This window comes from Alteromonas sp. KUL106, assembly GCF_009811415.1.
Taxonomy (GTDB): domain Bacteria; phylum Pseudomonadota; class Gammaproteobacteria; order Enterobacterales; family Alteromonadaceae; genus Alteromonas.
The window spans coordinates 35,866-53,324 of the sequence record NZ_BLIG01000007.1 but is presented as its reverse complement, the minus strand read 5'-3'; the positions used below and the strand labels follow the sequence as shown (position 1 = coordinate 53,324).

At 44.6% G+C, this 17,459-nt stretch carries 15 protein-coding genes; 7 read left to right on the top strand and 8 right to left on the bottom strand.

Annotated features, from left to right (window positions below; all coding sequences use genetic code 11):
• Nucleotides 1-10: 10 nt before the first annotated feature.
• From GVO63_RS03090 to GVO63_RS03075, 4 genes are all read right to left on the bottom strand, one after another.
• Nucleotides 11-778, bottom strand: coding sequence for an ABC transporter substrate-binding protein (locus tag GVO63_RS03090; protein ID WP_159578084.1), 768 nt, complete (start codon nt 776-778; stop codon nt 11-13).
• A gap of 313 nt (nt 779-1,091) precedes the next feature.
• Nucleotides 1,092-2,654, bottom strand: coding sequence for an exopolyphosphatase (gene ppx, locus GVO63_RS03085; protein WP_159578083.1), 1,563 nt, complete (start codon nt 2,652-2,654; stop codon nt 1,092-1,094).
• 16 nt (nt 2,655-2,670) lie between these two features.
• Nucleotides 2,671-4,743, bottom strand: coding sequence for a polyphosphate kinase 1 (gene ppk1 / locus GVO63_RS03080; protein ID WP_159578082.1), 2,073 nt, complete (start codon nt 4,741-4,743; stop codon nt 2,671-2,673).
• Between the two features lie 178 nt (nt 4,744-4,921).
• Nucleotides 4,922-5,428: a glycine cleavage system protein R gene (locus GVO63_RS03075; protein ID WP_159578081.1), complete on the bottom strand. Its 507-nt coding sequence runs from the start codon at nt 5,426-5,428 to the stop codon at nt 4,922-4,924.
• A gap of 210 nt (nt 5,429-5,638) precedes the next feature.
• Between GVO63_RS03075 and GVO63_RS03070 the strand changes: the two genes are divergently transcribed.
• From GVO63_RS03070 to GVO63_RS03050, 5 genes are all read left to right on the top strand, one after another.
• Nucleotides 5,639-7,816, top strand: coding sequence for an ABC transporter permease subunit (locus GVO63_RS03070; RefSeq protein ID WP_159578080.1), 2,178 nt, complete (start codon nt 5,639-5,641; stop codon nt 7,814-7,816).
• Complete coding sequence (gene pstA, locus GVO63_RS03065; RefSeq protein WP_159578079.1) at nt 7,809-9,368, top strand: phosphate ABC transporter permease PstA; 1,560 nt, start codon at nt 7,809-7,811, stop codon at nt 9,366-9,368. The genes GVO63_RS03070 and pstA overlap by 8 nt, the downstream gene beginning before the upstream one ends.
• A gap of 17 nt (nt 9,369-9,385) precedes the next feature.
• A complete protein-coding gene (gene pstB, locus GVO63_RS03060; protein WP_159490570.1) occupies nt 9,386-10,192 on the top strand; it encodes a phosphate ABC transporter ATP-binding protein PstB in 807 nt (268 codons plus the stop codon).
• Between the two features lie 99 nt (nt 10,193-10,291).
• Nucleotides 10,292-11,008, top strand: a complete 717-nt coding sequence (gene phoU / locus GVO63_RS03055) for a phosphate signaling complex protein PhoU (protein WP_159490572.1) — start codon at nt 10,292-10,294, stop codon at nt 11,006-11,008.
• Between the two features lie 340 nt (nt 11,009-11,348).
• Entirely contained in the window at nt 11,349-12,620 is a 1,272-nt protein-coding gene (locus GVO63_RS03050) for an inorganic phosphate transporter (protein ID WP_159490574.1), read from the top strand.
• Nucleotides 12,621-12,694: 74 nt separating this feature from the next.
• Here the strand turns inward: GVO63_RS03050 and GVO63_RS03045 are convergent, their stop codons facing one another.
• Nucleotides 12,695-13,672 carry a universal stress protein gene (locus GVO63_RS03045; RefSeq protein ID WP_159490576.1) on the bottom strand — a complete coding sequence of 326 codons (978 nt, stop codon included), beginning with the start codon at nt 13,670-13,672 and terminating at the stop codon, nt 12,695-12,697.
• A 298-nt stretch (nt 13,673-13,970) separates the two neighbouring features.
• Between GVO63_RS03045 and GVO63_RS03040 the strand changes: the two genes are divergently transcribed.
• Complete coding sequence (locus tag GVO63_RS03040; protein WP_159490578.1) at nt 13,971-14,879, top strand: hydrogen peroxide-inducible genes activator; 909 nt, start codon at nt 13,971-13,973, stop codon at nt 14,877-14,879.
• A 60-nt stretch (nt 14,880-14,939) separates the two neighbouring features.
• Here GVO63_RS03040 and GVO63_RS03035 read toward each other — a convergent pair whose 3' ends face one another.
• From GVO63_RS03035 to GVO63_RS03025, 3 genes are all read right to left on the bottom strand, one after another.
• Complete coding sequence (locus tag GVO63_RS03035) at nt 14,940-15,467, bottom strand: hypothetical protein (protein ID WP_159578078.1); 528 nt, start codon at nt 15,465-15,467, stop codon at nt 14,940-14,942.
• Between the two features lie 106 nt (nt 15,468-15,573).
• Nucleotides 15,574-16,230 carry a hemolysin III family protein gene (locus GVO63_RS03030; RefSeq protein ID WP_159490586.1) on the bottom strand — a complete coding sequence of 219 codons (657 nt, stop codon included), beginning with the start codon at nt 16,228-16,230 and terminating at the stop codon, nt 15,574-15,576.
• Between the two features lie 155 nt (nt 16,231-16,385).
• A complete protein-coding gene (locus tag GVO63_RS03025; RefSeq protein WP_159490588.1) occupies nt 16,386-16,826 on the bottom strand; it encodes a MarR family winged helix-turn-helix transcriptional regulator in 441 nt (146 codons plus the stop codon).
• Nucleotides 16,827-16,965: 139 nt separating this feature from the next.
• Here GVO63_RS03025 and GVO63_RS03020 point away from each other — a divergent pair, with 139 nt between their 5' ends.
• Nucleotides 16,966-17,394, top strand: a complete 429-nt coding sequence (locus GVO63_RS03020) for an organic hydroperoxide resistance protein (protein ID WP_159578077.1) — start codon at nt 16,966-16,968, stop codon at nt 17,392-17,394.
• The last annotated feature ends 65 nt before the right edge of the window (nt 17,395-17,459 follow it).

Genomic DNA, 17,459 nt, shown 5'->3' with positions numbered 1-17,459 from the left:
TATGTTGGGGCTAGGGCGCCGATTCAATCGGTTCTAGGCCCCATTTACTTAGTATTCGCGCATACTCACCATTCGCTTTTAAGAGAGAAAGCGCGTTTTTAAGCGCGTTCACTTTGTCTTGCTCAGTCTTAAGACCTGTTGCAACGAAAAGATCGGCACCTAATGCTTCAATGACATATTCGCTTATTGCGTCGTTAGGGTTAAGCCCAGCGTCACTGATTTCATACTTTCCCGTGTCAAAGTTGGAGAGTGCAAAATCGATGCGTCCCTTATAAAGAAGTTTCCACAGTTGTGCAGGCTCAACGACCAAAGCAAGGTTTTTATTCTCTTCAAAACCTTCTTGCTGCAAAAAGGAAGCTGAACCATAGCCGCGTATTGAGCCCACTCTAAAGTGCTTTGCATCTTCTAAGGAAGTGACATGTGCCGTCTCTCTCCGCTTTAAGCGAACGAGCGAGGCCTGAATATGATTGACTGAAGAAAGCCACTCAAATTCATTCTCTCTATCTGGTGTTTTTAATAAAGATAAGAGTACCCGATCAGGATTCTCACGTGTTTCCCGCACTGCTCGCGCCCAAGGCATGTGTTCTAACGAACTTCTGAATGGCAGCAGAGGTTCTAGCGCATTTGCGAGGTCCACGTTGACGCCCTGTGCTTTACCATTTTCATCAATCCAATAGTAGGGCGGTGTAACCTCGCTTAGAAAGTAGACATGATCAGGCGATGCGAAAGCGGACGGAACTACAACCAGCAATAAATATATCCAGACACGACGAAACATAACTACTTTTAGGAACCTATACAAACAACGCTATTTGCTGATTTAGATAAGATAGAACGTAAAAGCAGTATACCTATGTTAAACCAGTCCGCATAGATAATTACCCAATCAGCAAGACTCAAAATGTTCGCGATCGTGGCGTGTTACCGCGGGTATAGTGGTCCTACATCAAGGTGGCACAACAAAGAGTACGGACATTTTAAACTCGCCCATCTGGGTGGGCAATTATCTAAGCGGCTTGATATTTTTAGCAAATACTACTGATATTTGCCTATAACAAGAACAGGTTGAGTTTTTGATAGACGATGTTTGTTTATTCTACCGTGGGATGTAATTGCGTAATGTCAGGCACAATAGTGAGTTTTAAATCCAGTGCTTTCCAGTAGTGGCTTTCTCTGAGCAGGTCTGCAGAAATAATGGGCTTTTCATCCAACCAGCCGTCAGGAAGGGTAATAGTAAGTTCGCTCTTTTCTACCTGGACAATAAGGTCAGGTACAAACCCTTCTTGGCGCTTAATGTTCAGCAGCACGCCTAAACGTAGTAAGGCTATTAAATGTTTTACCGATTGCTCATCGAAAAGATTAAACGTGGGAAGTTCACTGGTGCGAATTTTTTTTCTATGGAATCGTACTAGTGTGGCTAGCAGTAGTTGTTGTTCTTGCGTAAACCCTGGCATGTCCACATTACCAAGAATATAAGCGCTGTGTTTTTGTATACCGCGAGAGTTAATTTGCATGCCGACTTCATGAAGTAAAGCTGCCCAGCCAAGCATGTTTTTGAAGTCACGGCCTGTAAGTTTCCAAGCCTTTTCAACTTCGTTAAAAAGTAAAAGCGTTGTGTTAAGCACCATGGTGGCTTGGGTGGTGTCTACATCATAGCGCGTTGCCAAGCTACTGGCCGTTCTGCCGCGAATATCAGCATGGTGTAACTCATCTTCCATTTGATAAAGTACGCCTTCACGTAAGGCAGCAGGAGAGTATACCAACCCCTCAATTTCCAGCGCTTTAAATACGGCAATGAGAATAGCGAGTCCGCCAGCGATAACTACGCGGCGATCTTCACTTAAATCTGGGAAACTTAACTTGTCTACATGCCCGGCGCTGACAAACTGCTTCATTAAATTGCGCAGGCTTTTCAGCGTGACAGGAATATCGTGTCCGTTAGAACGGTCTTGCTGACAAAGGGTGAAGAGGGAACGAATGGTACCTGACGTACCGATACACTGAACCCAGCCCAGTTTGCGATATTTATTATCAATCAATTCAAGTTCTTGTTGAGCCGCAGTGATGGCGCGATCAAATGCTTTAGCCTTAAGTTCTCCGTTTGGGAAAAAGCGTTTGGTATAGCTAACGCAACCCATTTGGAGACTACGACAAAGCAGCGGTGTGAACCCTTCACCGATAACAAACTCAGTTGAACCACCACCTATATCTATAACCAGCTGCTGACCATCCGCGTGGTTAGTGTGTGCCACACCTGAGTAGATAAGACGGGCTTCTTCTACGCCCGAAATCACCTCAATGGGATAGGGAAGAATGCTTTTTGCGGCGCTGATAAAATCCCGTGCATTACGCGCTTTACGCAGAGTGTGCGTAGCAACAATTCGCACAGAGTCAGGCTCAAAGCCTTTAAGACTCTCTGCTACGACCTTTAGCATGGCAAGGCCGCGCTCCATTGCCTCATCAGACAAAATATCGTCATCGTTAAGGCCTTCGGCCAAGCGCACTTTTTGTTTAACTCTATGCAGAATCTGCACAGACCCGGCAACTATGCGAGCAACAACTAGGTGAAAACTGTTAGAGCCAATATCTAAGGCTGCGACTTTATTGACTTCGCGGGTTTCCACGTCATTAAAAACTGATTCGTGCTGGGTCATGTACTGATTTTCTATCCTACAAAGTGTCTTCTAGCTTTTTCAAATAGTCGTAAATCTCTATTTGTGAGCGAATTTTTTTACGATTACCCCTGCGAACGTACTTGTTGCTCTGATCCTTGTCAATCACTCGTGCCTTTAAGGTGTCTTTAAATTGTAGTTCCATGATATCAACAATGCGCTGTTGAAGGCCCTTATCATAAACAGGGCAGCCTACTTCAATGCGGTTATCCATATTACGGGTCATCCAGTCGGCCGATGATATGTAGACTTTTCTTTCGCCGCCACCTTCAAAAATCATTACGCGAGGGTGTTCAAGGAACCTATCCACAATTGAGATAATTTGGATATTTTCACTTATGCCTTTTATTCCCGGGTTTAGTGAACACATACCGCGTACAATACCGCGGATTTTAACCCCAGCCTGGCTTGCGCGATACAAATCGTCGATAAGCTCTTTATCAACCAGGTTGTTAATTTTGAACGTAATTTGCGCCCTCTGACCTTGGTTCAAATGCTGAATTTCTTGGCGAATAAGCGACTGAATTTTCGTTCTGGCATTCAGTGGCGATATTTGAAGATGCTGGAACTTGTAACGTCGGTAAGGATATTGAATAAGGTCGAACACCGCGACGCCTTCATCAGCCAGCTCTTGATTGCGGGTAAATAGGCTGTAATCAGTATAAATTTTTGCGGTTTTTTCGTTAAAGTTACCTGTACCGAAATGCGCATAGTTCACCATGCTGCCCCGTTCTTCACGGGTCACAATACACAGTTTAGAGTGGATTTTAAGGGTGGGCACACCAAGTACCACCCGTATACCCGCATCGGTCATGCGCTTAGACCATTCAATGTTTGCCTCTTCGTCAAACCGAGCGCGAAGTTCTACTACAACCGTTACTTTTTTGCCGTTGTCTACTGCGTCAATTAATGAGTTCACAATGCGCGAATTACTGGCAACACGGTAAATATTGATGCGTATGGTTTTAACATTCGGGTCGAAGGCCGCCTGACGCAAAAATTCTGTAAAGTGCAGGAAACGGTGGTACGGGTAATACAACAGGATGTCTCGCGCGGTTATGGCATCGAAAACGGTGTTGTATTTCGAGAAGGCTTTGCTGTCGATAGCAGGCAGTGGCGTATGTTCTAGATATTCTCGACCCACATTAGGGAAGCCGATAAAGTCTTTGAAGTTACGGTAGTGCCCTGCAGCGTGCATGGTATCTAGCTTCGTAATCTTAAGGCGCTTGCGAAGGTCAGATTTCATGTCTTCTGGCATGTCGGTGTCGTAAATAACACGAACAGGTTCAGCAATTAAGCGCTGCTTCATACTTTCCGACATTTTTTCAACGAAGCTCTCGTCGATTTCTTCGTTAATGGAATATTCGGCATCACGCGTCATTTTAAATGAAAACGCTTCAATTTCATCGAACTTCACAAAACCGCGGAATATATCTTCAATACATAGCTGTATCATGTCATCGAGCATAATAATGCTCTTTTTCTTCTTACTCTTTTGCGGCGGTATTAGCATAAAACGCGACATTTCAGTCGTCGGTACCTGAATTACAGCGAATCTCGGGTTGCGTTCATTTCTTCTCAGCGCAACATACAAATATACCGACGTGCCGTTCAGCCGACTGAGTAAGTCAGTTTTTTTATCAATTAAAATAGGGGCAATGTGGCGAAGCGCCTTGTTCACGAAAAAATTGCGAACCCACTGCTTTTGATAATCGTCTAAGTCGTCTTTTCTCAGAATATGAATGTTGTATCGGGCAAGCGCTTTAACCACTTCTTTATGAATTTGGTCAAACTTTTCAGAAAGCTGTACCACCTTTTTCTGAATTTGGGCCATCAAGTCGATCTGGCGTTCGGCCTCTTCTTCGTTTCCATCATTTTGCGCGATAGTTATCTGGCGCTTCACGTCGGCCGCGCGAACGCGATAGAATTCATCAAGGTTGTTAGAATAAATGCCAAGAAACCGAATTCGTTCTATAACAGGGTTGTTTTTATCCGCGGCTTCCTGAAGCACCCGTTCATTAAATGCAAGCCAGCTTAATTCTTTGGGATAATATAAAACGTCGTTATCCATAATGTCTCAATTTGCGTTCATAAAAATGGTCAAAGACTGCCATCAGTCGGTGACACTACTGTGACAGAACGTACCTAGTGTGAGAAGTTCAGGCACGTTGCGGTGGTTCCGTCACCTTATCAATACATTGTATTTTGGTATTAATCACGATAAAGCGAATAACAACTGATTGGGCGCACTAGCGCTTTGCCGTGATGTCTACGACTAAGTCATTCGCCAGCGATTCTAATGCATCTTGCAAAGCGCCATCATCAAAATCTTCAGGAACAGCAATTTCTGCTTTGGCTTTGAAAATGAGACTTCCCCAATTTGGCGCGCTTTCACAATGTGAAGCGAAGGTTAGAATATTCAAGTTAAATTGGTTAAGCACAGATGTGAGCTCCTGAACGATACCTGTTTTATCGTTCCCCATCACATCAACTGTTAATTTTGTGCTGTTGTTATTCTGTTCGCTTGTAACGGCAACTGATTGGACGGATAAATCGGTAATGGCATCGAGTGCATCAATTAAGCTTTGCTTATTTTCGTCTGTTACATGCACTTCTACAAAGCCAGTAAACATACCCGCCATATGCGCGAAACTTGATCCCTGCCAGTTGCCTTCATGTTTGTAAATGCACTTAGCGAGTGTATCTACTAAACCAGGCTTGTCTTTACCCATAATACTTATAACCAATGATTGCATGTGGTGCTCCTTATTGGACCGGTAGAGAAAAACTTTTGATCGTCTTTCTATTGGGTAATACCATAGGCGCCGAGTAAGTTGCGCGAAGGTAATGCTATAAACTTTCACTTGCTATTAGCATAACAAAACTTACACTGCTCACCAGTGCAATTTAGGGTTATTCTTCTGAAAAAAGAAGAATTTCGAAAATAAGAATGACTAAACAATCGCATGACTCTCGACAGCAATAGCATGAACAAGAAACGCCAGCGCAGCGACAAGCAAGCACGCTATATTGTGTCTGGCTTCGGCGGCCTTGTTTTGTTGACGCTCGTTATTCTTATTACTCACCTCATCATTCAAGCTTTGCCGCTAGCTTATCGTCCTAGCTTAAACTTCATTGCTACATACACAATCCCTGAAGATGAACGCATTGTTAGCGCTGGCGATTTCCTTAACAGCCAGCCCTTGCTCGTCCAAGAGCAAGACTGTCGTTTAAGCTTGAAACAACTTGATGAGAACGTATTAGTAAGTATTCACGACTATATTCGCCCATGTGAATACGTGTTGTCTGCACACACTGATCGGGGAGAAAACTACATCGTAGATGTTTCTCCAAATGCACAAGTGAGGGTGTTGCCGGTTAGATCTTTCATCATTGACGATAAAGAGGCCGTAAATACGTTAGCACGGACTGCCCAAACAGGACCTGCCAGTATAATGAGCTTTTCCCTTCCCAAAGAGGAATGGAGTGAGCGTGAGGAGTGGGACTTTACGTTATCTTCTAAGTGGGCGGTGGTATCCATTTCTCGTGGGAATAGTGTTTTCGTTCGATGGATCAATCGTCAACAGCCAACCACTTTTATTGATAAACGATTTAATAACGTTGCGCGTACGGTCTTGTTGCCTGGTAGTGAAAGCGTGCTTCTTCAGTTCGACGAAATGCTATTTATCAACAGGCTACGTGATGATGATACGACATTACTTCCCGTTGTAGGGGTTGAAGCGTTGACGTTAGATGAGCAGGCTCTGTTCCCCCTCGCAAAAGGGCGGACATTCTTTTTAATGAACCGCAAATCGGAAACCCTTACTCGTTGGGTTTTCAGTAAGAGTGAAAACGGCCTTACCTTTGAACAGACCTACCACATTTCGTTGCCTGGCGAGAGTGTGATAGACGTTGCTGAGCATGCCAGCATCAACTTGGTGGCGGTGTTAACCAATAAACAAAGATTACTGCTCATTAATCGTGTTTCTGGTGATGTGGTATCAGAGCAAAAGCTTGATAATTCGGCCGCGGATATAATCTGGTATGGCAACAAGCTTTATGGTTTTTCTGACAATACAGTGTCAGTGTGGAAAGGGAAAAATTTAAGCGGCATTACGACCTGGGCCTCGCTGTTTGAGCCTCAGCATTACGAAGGATACGAAAGTGAAGGAACAGTATGGCAAACCACCAGTGCATCTGACTATCAAGAGGCAAAATTCAGTTTAACACCGCTTTTGATTGGTAGTATTAAAGCCTCTCTACTGGCACTAATTATTGCGATTCCTGTCGCGATTGGCGCAGCGATTTATACGGCTTTTTTTGCGAAAAGTCGCTTGCGAAATTTGCTCAAGCCGGCAATAGAATTATTAGAAGCAATTCCCAGCGTACTTATCGGCTTTATCGCTGCCATTTGGCTGTCACCTAAAGCGGAGCAATTTCTCTTTTCCTTTGCCTTCTTTCTTATTGTTATCCCTTTTGTGCTAATTGCTGTTGCTCTCGTGCAGCGCCAGGTAGCGAACTATCTTCCTAAGCGACTCAGGCACGGTGCTGAATTACTCTTTGCTCTTGGTGGCGTGTTTGTGCTTGGGGTCATCAGTGTGGAGTTCGCGCCGTCTATAGTTTTTTCATTGATTGGCGTTGAAGGCTTCTCCGTATTAGCTGCTGAGTCGGATAGCCCAATTGGCAAAACCACTATCGTGGTGGCATTGGCGTTGGGAGTGGCGATATCGCCCAGTATATATTCACTCGCTGAAGATGCTATCAACGGGGTTCCGATGGACCTAAAACATGCCTCATTTGCCCTTGGTGCCACCCGATTGCAAACCCTTTTGCACGTTGTTTTACATGTTGCTTTACCCGGTATTGTTGCAGCAATCATGTTGGGGTTTGGCCGGGCATTTGGCGAAACCATGATAGTACTTATGGTAACGGGGAATACTCCCATATCAAGCTGGGGATTAATTGAAGGTTTGCGGGCACTTACTGCTAATTTGGCAATCGAACTTCCAGAGGCTGAAGTCACCTCTGCCCATTATCAAATTCTGTTTTTTACGGCCTGTATCCTGTTTCTTTTCACCTTTATGGTCAACACAATCGCAGAACTTCTACGACAGCGACTCAGGAGCAGACAACATTATGCTTAGTCGCCAATCATTTGGCTTGAACGCAGTTCAGCGCCAGTCTCTCGTTATCAGTTTAACGGCCTTTTTTACGAGTCTGCTTCTGATTGCGTTGGTGAGTGTACTCGTTCTTATTGGAGTAAGAGGTATGGCTTACTTTTGGCCAGAACCTATTTACATGGTAACGGGAAAACAGATCGATGGAGAAAGGTTCTCTGTGTTCGCCAATATTTTTGATGAACCATCAAACGAGGACATTAGACTTCATTATTCCGACAGCCTGCATCCTTATGGCTCACAAAAGCAACTAGTGAACGAGCAGGTCGTCAGCGTTAACCTCGCAACACAGAGCGCCGAGATCAAATTTCGAGATGGAAGAAGAGTCCTTGCCGTTCCCAAGCATATTATCGTACCTGCTATGTCCCCTCAGGGGCTTGAGAATATCAACGCCATAATCGATGAAGTGGCGCAGATCACCACGCAAATCGAAGCACTCAATACGCAAAAGTTAGCCCCTATCCATGAGGCACTTGCACAGTTTGATAAGCGAAATGTTGTTGCAGATGCGCCGGCTAGAGAAAAGCTGGTTGCGTCTTTTAAAGAATATCAGACACGCATAGAGGCATTAGAGAGAACGCGAGCAGAGTACAAGTTGTTGGTGAATTTTGCTGATCAATCGCCCTTTATTATTCCCATTTCAAATATTCAGGATGTGGACTTTGTCAGTCGGCTAAGTACGTTTGAAAAGTGGAAAGTCGTGTTTTCTGAAGTCGGTGTGTTTCTCGTAGACTCCCCAAAACAGGCCAACACATCAGGCGGCGTATTCCCAGCTTTGTTCGGAACCGTGCTCATGGTGTTCTTGATGACGATTATTGTGACTCCCTTTGGTGTATTGGCTGCAATATACTTGAGTGAATACGCGCCCCATTCCGCCATGACGACTATTATACGGGTAAGCGTGAGTAACATGGCGGGTGTCCCTTCCATTGTTTACGGCGTATTTGGACTCGGTTTCTTTGTTTATACCTTGGGTGGCAGTATTGACGAATTGCTATTTAGTGAGTCACTTCCGTCGCCTACGATGGGGAGTCCGGGTATCTTTTGGGCCGCGCTAACGATGGCTATCTTAACGTTACCTGTGGTGATTGTGGCAACGGAGGAAGGATTGCGACGGGTGCCAGAGGGATTAAGAACCGGAAGTTATGCGTTAGGCGCAACCAAAATAGAAACCATCGTTCGCACCGTTTTACCCATTGCATCGCCTGGTATTATGACGGGCGTCATACTCGCTATTGCCAGGGCCGCCGGTGAAGTTGCTCCCCTCATGTTAGTGGGTGCCGTGAAGTTTGCCCCCGCTTTGCCAATAGATGGTGAATTTCCCTATTTGCATCTTGATAGGCAATTTATGCACCTTGGGGTTCTCATCTATGATGGCGCTTTTCATAGCCAGACTGATGGTAAAAGTGCAAGTATGATGTTTGCCGCCTGTTTATTGTTACTCATAGTGGTGTTCATTTTGAACATTTTGGCTGTTTTACTCAGAGCTCGTTTGCGCAAACGCTATCTCGCAGGATAATTATAGGTTTTAGTAGCATGTTGAAGTTGTTTGAAAACAATACACTGAACGTCAATGACATAGGCGATAAGGACACTGCTGTAGAGGTGAAGAATCTCAACCTGTGGTTTGGCAATAAGCATGTGTTAAACGACATCAGCATGCGTATTCCTAAAAACAAAATTACGGCTCTCATTGGCCAGAGCGGGTGTGGCAAATCCACCCTTATCAGCTGTTTCAACCGTCTGAACGATTTATATGACGGCTGTAAGTACAATGGTGAGATTATTATTGATGGTAGAAATATCAATAGTCGAAAAATCAACGTTTCTCGTCTAAGGACGAATGTGGGTATGGTGTTTCAGCGTCCTAATCCGTTTCCAATGAGCATTTATGAAAATGTGTGTTACGGATTAAAGCTGCAAGGAATAAAAGTGCGTCGGCACCTTGACGACGCCGTAGAGAGTGCGCTCAAACAGGCGGCGCTTTGGGATGAAGTAAAAGATCGCTTGTTTGAGTCAGCCCATGTTTTATCTGGCGGTCAGCAGCAGCGTTTAGTCATTGCAAGAGCATTAGCCCTCAAGCCTAATATTCTGCTACTCGATGAGCCCACTTCGGCACTCGACCCACTTACTACGCTGTTTATTGAAGAACTCATGGATTCGCTAAAAAAACAGTGCACCATCATTATTGTGACGCACAACATGCAGCAAGCGTCACGTGTGAGCGACTATACCGCCTTTTTTCATCAGGGCAGATTAATAGAATATGCAGACAGTGATACGCTATTCACCATGCCTGAAAAGAAACAAACAGAAGACTATATCACCGGGCGCTATGGCTAGCCTTATTACTTATGTGTCCAACGAATCTTTGGTGCTGCACGTTGCGAGCAGGGGTAGTGCTGTGTCGAATCAAGGGTTAAGGCGTTAGGAGAGATTATCATGCGACAAGTAGCATTAAATACTCATATATCAGGGACCTTCAATATTGAGTTGGAGAACTTACGTAACTCGGTATTGACCATGGGAGGCGAGGTTGAGCAGCAGCTCGTGGATACACTGAAGGCCGTTAAGCATAATCATGCAGCATTGGCCGAGAAAGTGGTATTAAACGATTTGAAAATCAACTCCATGGAAATTCAAATTGATGAAGAGTGCTTGCGTATTATTGCGAAGCGCCATCCTACCGCCAGTGATCTGCGTTTAATTATGACGATTTCCAAAGCCATTACCGATATTGAGCGCATGGGCGATGAAATTGAGCGCATTGCAAAACTCGTTACCCGCAACAAACTGCCTAGCTCAGATACTATCAAGAGCAGTATGCTGGTCATTGGCGAGAGAGTGGCTGCGATGATGCGTGGTACATTTGATGCGTTTGCACGCCAAGACGAAGCTGCGGCACTCGATGTATATGAACAAGATAATCGTATTGATAGCGAATATAAAAAGCTGCTTTCTTATACCACATCAGAAATGCAGAAAAGTACGGAAGATATGCAGGATTGGCTGGATGTTTTATGGGCGATGCGTTCGCTAGAGCGAATAGGTGATAGATGTAAAAACGTCTGTGAATATGTTGTTTACTTAACTCGCGGAACAGATGTACGGCACACGCCGCTAGAAAATATGCAGCAGAAGTTAGAAGATTTGACGTAAACTTGTCCAAATGGTCAGTGTGTCGTTGCGTCTATATGACCTTGTGCGCGTGTTTGAGAAATTCATTTGTCATAAAACTGAAATATTTGGTGGTTTTATCATCGTATTCAAACATTTCCACATACTTTTATCGTTTTTCCGTGATTTTCACTATGGCTTCTAAGATGATTACGTTATCATGCGCCGCAGCCAAGAACAGATCGTGCAAAATTTAATCGAACCTTATGATCAAACACAATTTGTCTTTAACTTCTTTCTCTCGCCCGTTGGGTGAAGAGAATATGCTATTTATTCAAGTAGCATCCAGCCTAAATCGCGTTTAGACCGGGAGCGATTATCCGTGGAATTTTTTGAAAGTTATGGCCTAATTCTTATTATTCTTGCCGCTGGCGTTGGATTCGTCATGGCATGGGGTATTGGAGCAAATGACGTTGCTAACGCAATGGGCACGTCAGTAGGTTCTAAAGCTTTAACAATTAAACAAGCCATTATCATTGCAATGATATTTGAGTTTGCTGGCGCCTACCTAGCGGGTGGCGAAGTAACATCTACTATTCGAAAAGGGATTATCGATTCAACCTATTTCATAGATATCCCCGAATACTTAGTATTGGGTATGATCTCATCACTTCTTGCTGCCGGTATTTGGCTTGCAGTTGCATCTTGGTTGGGGTGGCCTGTTTCTACAACTCACTCGATAATTGGGGCTATCATCGGCTTCACAGCAACAGGCGTGAGTATGGACGCTGTAGCGTGGGATAAAGTAGGGGGTATTGTAGGAAGTTGGGTGGTCACACCGGCTATCTCAGGGGTTATTGCCTACCTTATTTTCATGAGTGCGCACAAGTTAATATTCCAAACCGCCTCACCGTTTATGAATGCGAAACGCTATGTGCCGTTTTATATGGCATTAGCGGGCTTCGTTATGTCGCTCGTTACAATCAAAAAAGGCCTTAAACATGTTGGCTTAGAGCTTAGCGCAGTTAACGGGTATCTATTGGCGGTCGCTATTGCTGTAGCCTTAGGGGTTATGGGTAAATGGTTTATTGGACGCATGAGATTCAGCGGTTCTGAAGATGCCGACCTTCAGGCAGCGAATGTCGAGAAAGTCTTTGCGCTTCTTATGGTGGTAACAGCGTGTTGTATGGCATTTGCCCATGGCTCGAATGATGTTGCTAACGCAATAGGACCTTTGGCTGCCGTAGTGAGTGTTGTTACTAGCGGCGGTGAAATTAACTCAAGCACAACCCTTGCACCTTGGATCCTTCCTCTCGGCGGATTAGGTATTGTTGCCGGTCTTGCGTTATTTGGTCATCGCGTTATCAAGACGATAGGTCAGGGTATAACGCACTTAACGCCAAGCCGCGGTTTCGCTGCTGAACTGGCTGCTGCCTGCACGGTAGTGATTGCATCGGGAACCGGTTTACCTATCTCAACAACGCAAACACTGGTGGGCGCGGTATTGGGTGTGGGCTTAGCGCGAGGGGTGTCTGCTCTCAATCTGGGTATCGTAAGAAATATCGTTGTGTCGTGGATTGTTACCCTACCAGCAGGTGCAATTTTATCGATTATTTTCTTCTATATTCTTAAAGCGTCTTTTGGCGTCGCGTAAATAATCGCTATGCTTGTGAACAGTTAGCACTAAAAAGCCGCATTAAGATGCGGCTTTTTGTTTTGTGTCTAACGTTAATCTGCTGTGATAGGGCTCTCGAAGCCTCTTGGTTTTACGCCAACCACTGCACATTTTATCTGGTGAATAGTCTCTTCAGCGGTACTGCCCATGATATATCCCGGTACGCCTAACCTCGATACGGTACCCATCACAATGATGTCAGTATCAAGTGATGTAGTCGTAGCGGCAATTTCTCTTCTTGGATAACCGTGAACAATATGTTTTTGAGGTTTCAAATATTCCCAAACATTATCATCGAGTTCCTTTGATAATTCCTCTAGTAATCTCTCTAACTCGTCTTCGCGTTCGGTATGTATTTTGGCAAGATCCGTTTCCATTCTGTCGTTGTCTACAGTAATAAAACCGTCTCTTGCTATATTTTCAGGTACAGCATCGAATACATGAACGATATGCAGTTGAGCGAACTCAAGTAGTGCTATCTGCGCGGCATGTTGCAATATATCTCTATTCAAGTCCCGTCTGATAGATACCTCATGCGCCGGATAGTGATAATTTAAATCAAGCGCCGCTACGACATTTTTATATTGGCTACGAGGCTTGTGATTGATAATCCATACAGGACAGGGGCACTTGTTGAAAAGGCGCATATCTAGGCTGCCAAACAGCTTATCTAAAAAACTCTCTTCAGCTCTTTTTATCACCAAATCAATACCGTTTTGAAGCACATAGCGTACAACATCAATTAATGGCTGGCCTACCGTAACTGCGGTTGAGATATCGTACTGTTCACCCCAATTTTCAGCTTGTTCTTTTAGCCAGTGTTTAGCTTGCGTTTCCATAGATTGCTGAGAATCAATGTATGAAAACGACTCCATTACCATGCTGGCATTCGGGGGTAAGGCCTCTAGGGAAAGCATTATGGTGAGTGAGGCTTGATGTGCTTTGGCGATATGAAGTGCTTGTGCGACCGTGTCATCTTGTCGATGAGCATCGCTTAACACACATAAAATATTCTTATAATGTCCTTTCATATTGCCCTCAACTAGTGCTTGTTTTATGGGTGAAAATATAAGAGTGCGCTGATGCTGCTAGTATGAAATGGCGAGTGCTAGCAAAACGCTAACTTAATCCTAACGCTACTTATGAACGCTTTCCAGCAAAGAGGTAAAGATTTATTGAAAGTGTCTTAATCAGTTGTCGCTGAAGTGATTGATATCGCTACAGCCCCGCTTATACACGATAAGTCTTGTTGATAGCTAGGCTGTTTATAATCTTTATGTTAGATTAAACCCATATCTTTTAATCCATTTAAAGAATAGAGAGAAGCCGATGAAGTGGCCAAATTTAAAGCATTTACATTATTTAGTAACGCTTTATCAGGAGCAACATTTTCACCGGGCTGCCCAACGTTGTAATGTCAGCCAGTCAACGCTAAGCACGGCCATTCAAAATCTAGAAGAGCATTTTGGAAGTCAATTACTAGAACGTGAGCATAAGACGTTCGTTTTTACCTCATTAGGTTTAGATATTGTTGAGCGCAGCAAGGTGTTACTGCAGGAAGCCGGCGAGCTCGTTGAGTACGCTCAGAACGCGGGTAATTGGCAGCGAGGAACGCTTAAACTAGGCGTCATTCCTACTATTGCTCCCTTTCTTTTCGAAAGCATGATGGGCGCATTTTCTGCCTTTCTTCCCGACATCAATTTAGAAATGCAGGAAGACACCACAGAGAAGTTGCTTCAGCAGTTAACGGATGGAAGGCTTGATTTATTAATTTTAGCGCTTCCTATGGAAACGCCAGGCTGTAAGCAAATGGTGCTAGGGCACGACCCCTTTCATTTAATCGCGCACAAAGACATGGCGGCGCAGTTGCCCAACCCTGTCGACATTTCAGGCCTACCTAAAAAAAGTATATTTTTGCTTCAGCAGGAGCATTGTATGACGGGGCATGCTGTGAGCGCGTGTAACCTCCAGCACAGCGACCAAATAAGCAGTGTTGCAGCAAGTAGCTTGCATACCCTGGTTCAGCTAGCAAACAGCAAAATGGGCTACACCTTTTTGCCAGAGCTCGCTATCAACCAGTCTATTCTTGAACACACAAACCTGAAGAGCTTCCCGGCTGAAGACCAAGGTTTTAGAGAGATAGGGCTGGTTTGGCGTTCAGGCACGACTCGCATGCAGTTGTTCCGCCGCATAGGCGAGATCATCTCACCACTGCTACCAATCCCAACGCTGAAGTAGCGACGATTTTAACTCTCGCTGAGTGGGTAATTATCTATGCGGACTGGTATAAAGCACACATTATATTTTAGGCGCAACATGGCCTAATTCTGCGGCCCATGTAAGTTCTGACCGCAGTAAGTTATTCGCGGCACTTGCCCCAAAGCTATGTAGTGCACTATACGCACTATTTGATGGAACTCGGCAGTAGTGACAAAGTGCGTAGAACAGCAGGCTACAGCGATGTTGAGAGCCGTCGCAGTGCAAATATATCTTTGCTCCCTCGCTTAACATCTGAGAGAGTTCGTGAAGGTATTGATGAAGGTGCACATCGTCTGTAGGGGATTCAGACGAGGGGTGCATAAAAGGTACCCACAGCCATTCTAAGCCTGCGGCCATCGCGCTGTCACGAATAACGGGTGCTTTTTCTTCACTGGTCTGCACGGTAGCAATGTGGGTTACTCCCAGCGACTTTAAACGTTCGAAATCACGGTCTACTGGTTTTTTTCCCAAGCATATTTGACCCGCTCGCAGGGAGAACCACGCCATATTAGGTGTTGCTGTTGTGCCACCTTCCTTTTTCTCAGCGTTTTGCGTGGTTTTTTCCATAGGCTCTTGCTCGGATCTTTGCATAGGTTTTTATAAAGCGTCTTGTATCGTTTCTCGTGCAGGCTTTGCGAAGGTTTCGCATAGCTGCGTTATTTCAAACCCATCGTTAAACGACATAATAATAAATTGAAAAATAATGGCAGCTACACCCGCCAATAACGAATAGATGCCAAATTGCGTGGGTATATTTTACCTTCTTAGCCACGTAAAAGCACACACCTATGCTAAAACACAGCCCGCCCGCTACCAATAACCACAACCCCGCACCTGGAAGCGCTAAGTAAAGAGGATAAATAAGACCCAGTGCGATCCAACCCATTAGCAAATAGGTCATAACAGACACTTTCGGAAAGCGATGCTGGGCAATAAGTTTAAATGCCACGCCACCCATAGCTAAACTCCAAATAATAGCGGTCATAGTAATCCCTAACACTCCGCCAATGGAAACAAGTAGCAAAGGTGTGTAAGTACCCGCTATCAGTAAATATATTGCACTATGGTCAAATAGCTTAAGCCATCCCTTCGCTTTTTGATGAGAAATGGCGTGATACAGGGTGGAACTTAAGAACACCAGTATGAGTGTGGAGCCATAAATAGCCGCGGTGGTTAACGCAAGCTTATCTTCCGCACGGTACAGCATAAAAATTAACCCTACGATAGCGGCAATACAGCCGATGCCGTGAGTAATACTGTTTAGCCATTCTTCTAAAACGGAGTAAGCTTTGGCAGAAATCGTTTTTGTTTGTTGCTTCACTTCTGTCATCACGTCTCCTGTTTTGTTATCAATAGTAATATGCAGGCCTCTTATTTTTCGATTCGCATATCTGTGACAATTATAGCGCACACTTGTTCGCTCAATGTGGAAATAATAGCAGAAAATTACAGCTAGTGTGATGACATTGAGATTACATTGCTATGCTATAAATCTGCATTTGCGAAGCAGCCACCGAGCTTGTCGAGAAGCATCTTTAGCGTTCGGCTTTCTTCCGTGCTCATACCATTGAGTTTACACAACATTTGTGCGGGTACGTCTTCTGCGAGTTGTTTCTTTTCTTTACCCACTTTAGTGAGCTTCACCCTTTTCACGCGTTTGTCGGTTTCATCCTTTGTCACCTTTAAAAATCTCTTGTCCTCGAGCTTTTTGAGAATGAGTGACATGGCGCCACCGTCTATTGCCGTTCTCTCTAACAGCTCGGCAATAGTGATATCGTCGGTCTCCCAAAGCGCCATCAAAGTCACATATTGAGGGTAAGTGATATCGAGAGCTTTAAGCAGCGGGCGGTAAGCACGGGTAAATGCGTTCGATAACGTATAAAAACGGTGGCAAAGCTGGTTTTCTAACTTCAAAAATTCTGACACGTAGTCTTACCCCTTTAAATCGCACTGTTTAATCTTCTTGATATTTTGCATACAAAATACTTGAACCGCAAGGTCACTTGGTGTTAATTTATTTTGCATGCAAAGTATTTGTTCGAAAAAGTCAAAGAGGAGAGTAATTATGCATAAGCTTCAACAAGTCGTTTATACCGGAAGTGCAACCGCAACTGGTGGCCGTGAAGGCACGGCAAAGTCAAGTGATGGTAAACTAAATCTAAAACTGTCTACACCCAAAGAACTGGGTGGCGCGGGCGGAGAAGGGACTAATCCTGAACAATTGTTCGCAGCAGGCTATTCGGCATGTTTTATCGGTGCACTTAAGCACGTGGCCGCATCCCAAAAGATTAAGCTGGCCGACGACATCAATGTAACGGGCGACGTGGCAATCGGTCCTATCGAGCAAGGCTTTGCTGTTGCGGTAAAACTCACCGTAGATTTAGGTGATATGGATAAAGCACAAGCGCAAAGCTTAGTAGATACTGCGCATCAGGTGTGTCCGTATTCAAACGCAACCCGCGGTAACGTTGAAGTAGATATAACCTTAGCCTAATCATACGGCAGTCTTTTCACTGGATATGCTCGCAATAGCGGGCATACCAGTTCTGCCGCTTCTTG

What these genes read in the sequence shown, in the direction of transcription:
- GVO63_RS03075 (WP_159578081.1), bottom strand. Translation starts at nt 5,428, where the DNA reads ATGCAATCATTGGTTATAAGTATTATGGGTAAAGACAAGCCTGGTTTA.
- pstB (WP_159490570.1), top strand. Translation starts at nt 9,386, where the DNA reads ATGTTGAAGTTGTTTGAAAACAATACACTGAACGTCAATGACATAGGC.
- GVO63_RS03035 (WP_159578078.1), bottom strand. Translation starts at nt 15,467, where the DNA reads ATGGAAAAAACCACGCAAAACGCTGAGAAAAAGGAAGGTGGCACAACA.
- ppx (WP_159578083.1), bottom strand. Translation starts at nt 2,654, where the DNA reads ATGACCCAGCACGAATCAGTTTTTAATGACGTGGAAACCCGCGAAGTC.
- ppk1 (WP_159578082.1), bottom strand. Translation starts at nt 4,743, where the DNA reads ATGGATAACGACGTTTTATATTATCCCAAAGAATTAAGCTGGCTTGCA.
- GVO63_RS03040 (WP_159490578.1), top strand. Translation starts at nt 13,971, where the DNA reads ATGAAGTGGCCAAATTTAAAGCATTTACATTATTTAGTAACGCTTTAT.
- GVO63_RS03020 (WP_159578077.1), top strand. Translation starts at nt 16,966, where the DNA reads ATGCATAAGCTTCAACAAGTCGTTTATACCGGAAGTGCAACCGCAACT.
- GVO63_RS03045 (WP_159490576.1), bottom strand. Translation starts at nt 13,672, where the DNA reads ATGAAAGGACATTATAAGAATATTTTATGTGTGTTAAGCGATGCTCAT.
- pstA (WP_159578079.1), top strand. Translation starts at nt 7,809, where the DNA reads ATGCTTAGTCGCCAATCATTTGGCTTGAACGCAGTTCAGCGCCAGTCT.
- GVO63_RS03070 (WP_159578080.1), top strand. Translation starts at nt 5,639, where the DNA reads ATGACTCTCGACAGCAATAGCATGAACAAGAAACGCCAGCGCAGCGAC.
- phoU (WP_159490572.1), top strand. Translation starts at nt 10,292, where the DNA reads ATGCGACAAGTAGCATTAAATACTCATATATCAGGGACCTTCAATATT.
- GVO63_RS03090 (WP_159578084.1), bottom strand. Translation starts at nt 778, where the DNA reads ATGTTTCGTCGTGTCTGGATATATTTATTGCTGGTTGTAGTTCCGTCC.
- GVO63_RS03030 (WP_159490586.1), bottom strand. Translation starts at nt 16,230, where the DNA reads ATGACAGAAGTGAAGCAACAAACAAAAACGATTTCTGCCAAAGCTTAC.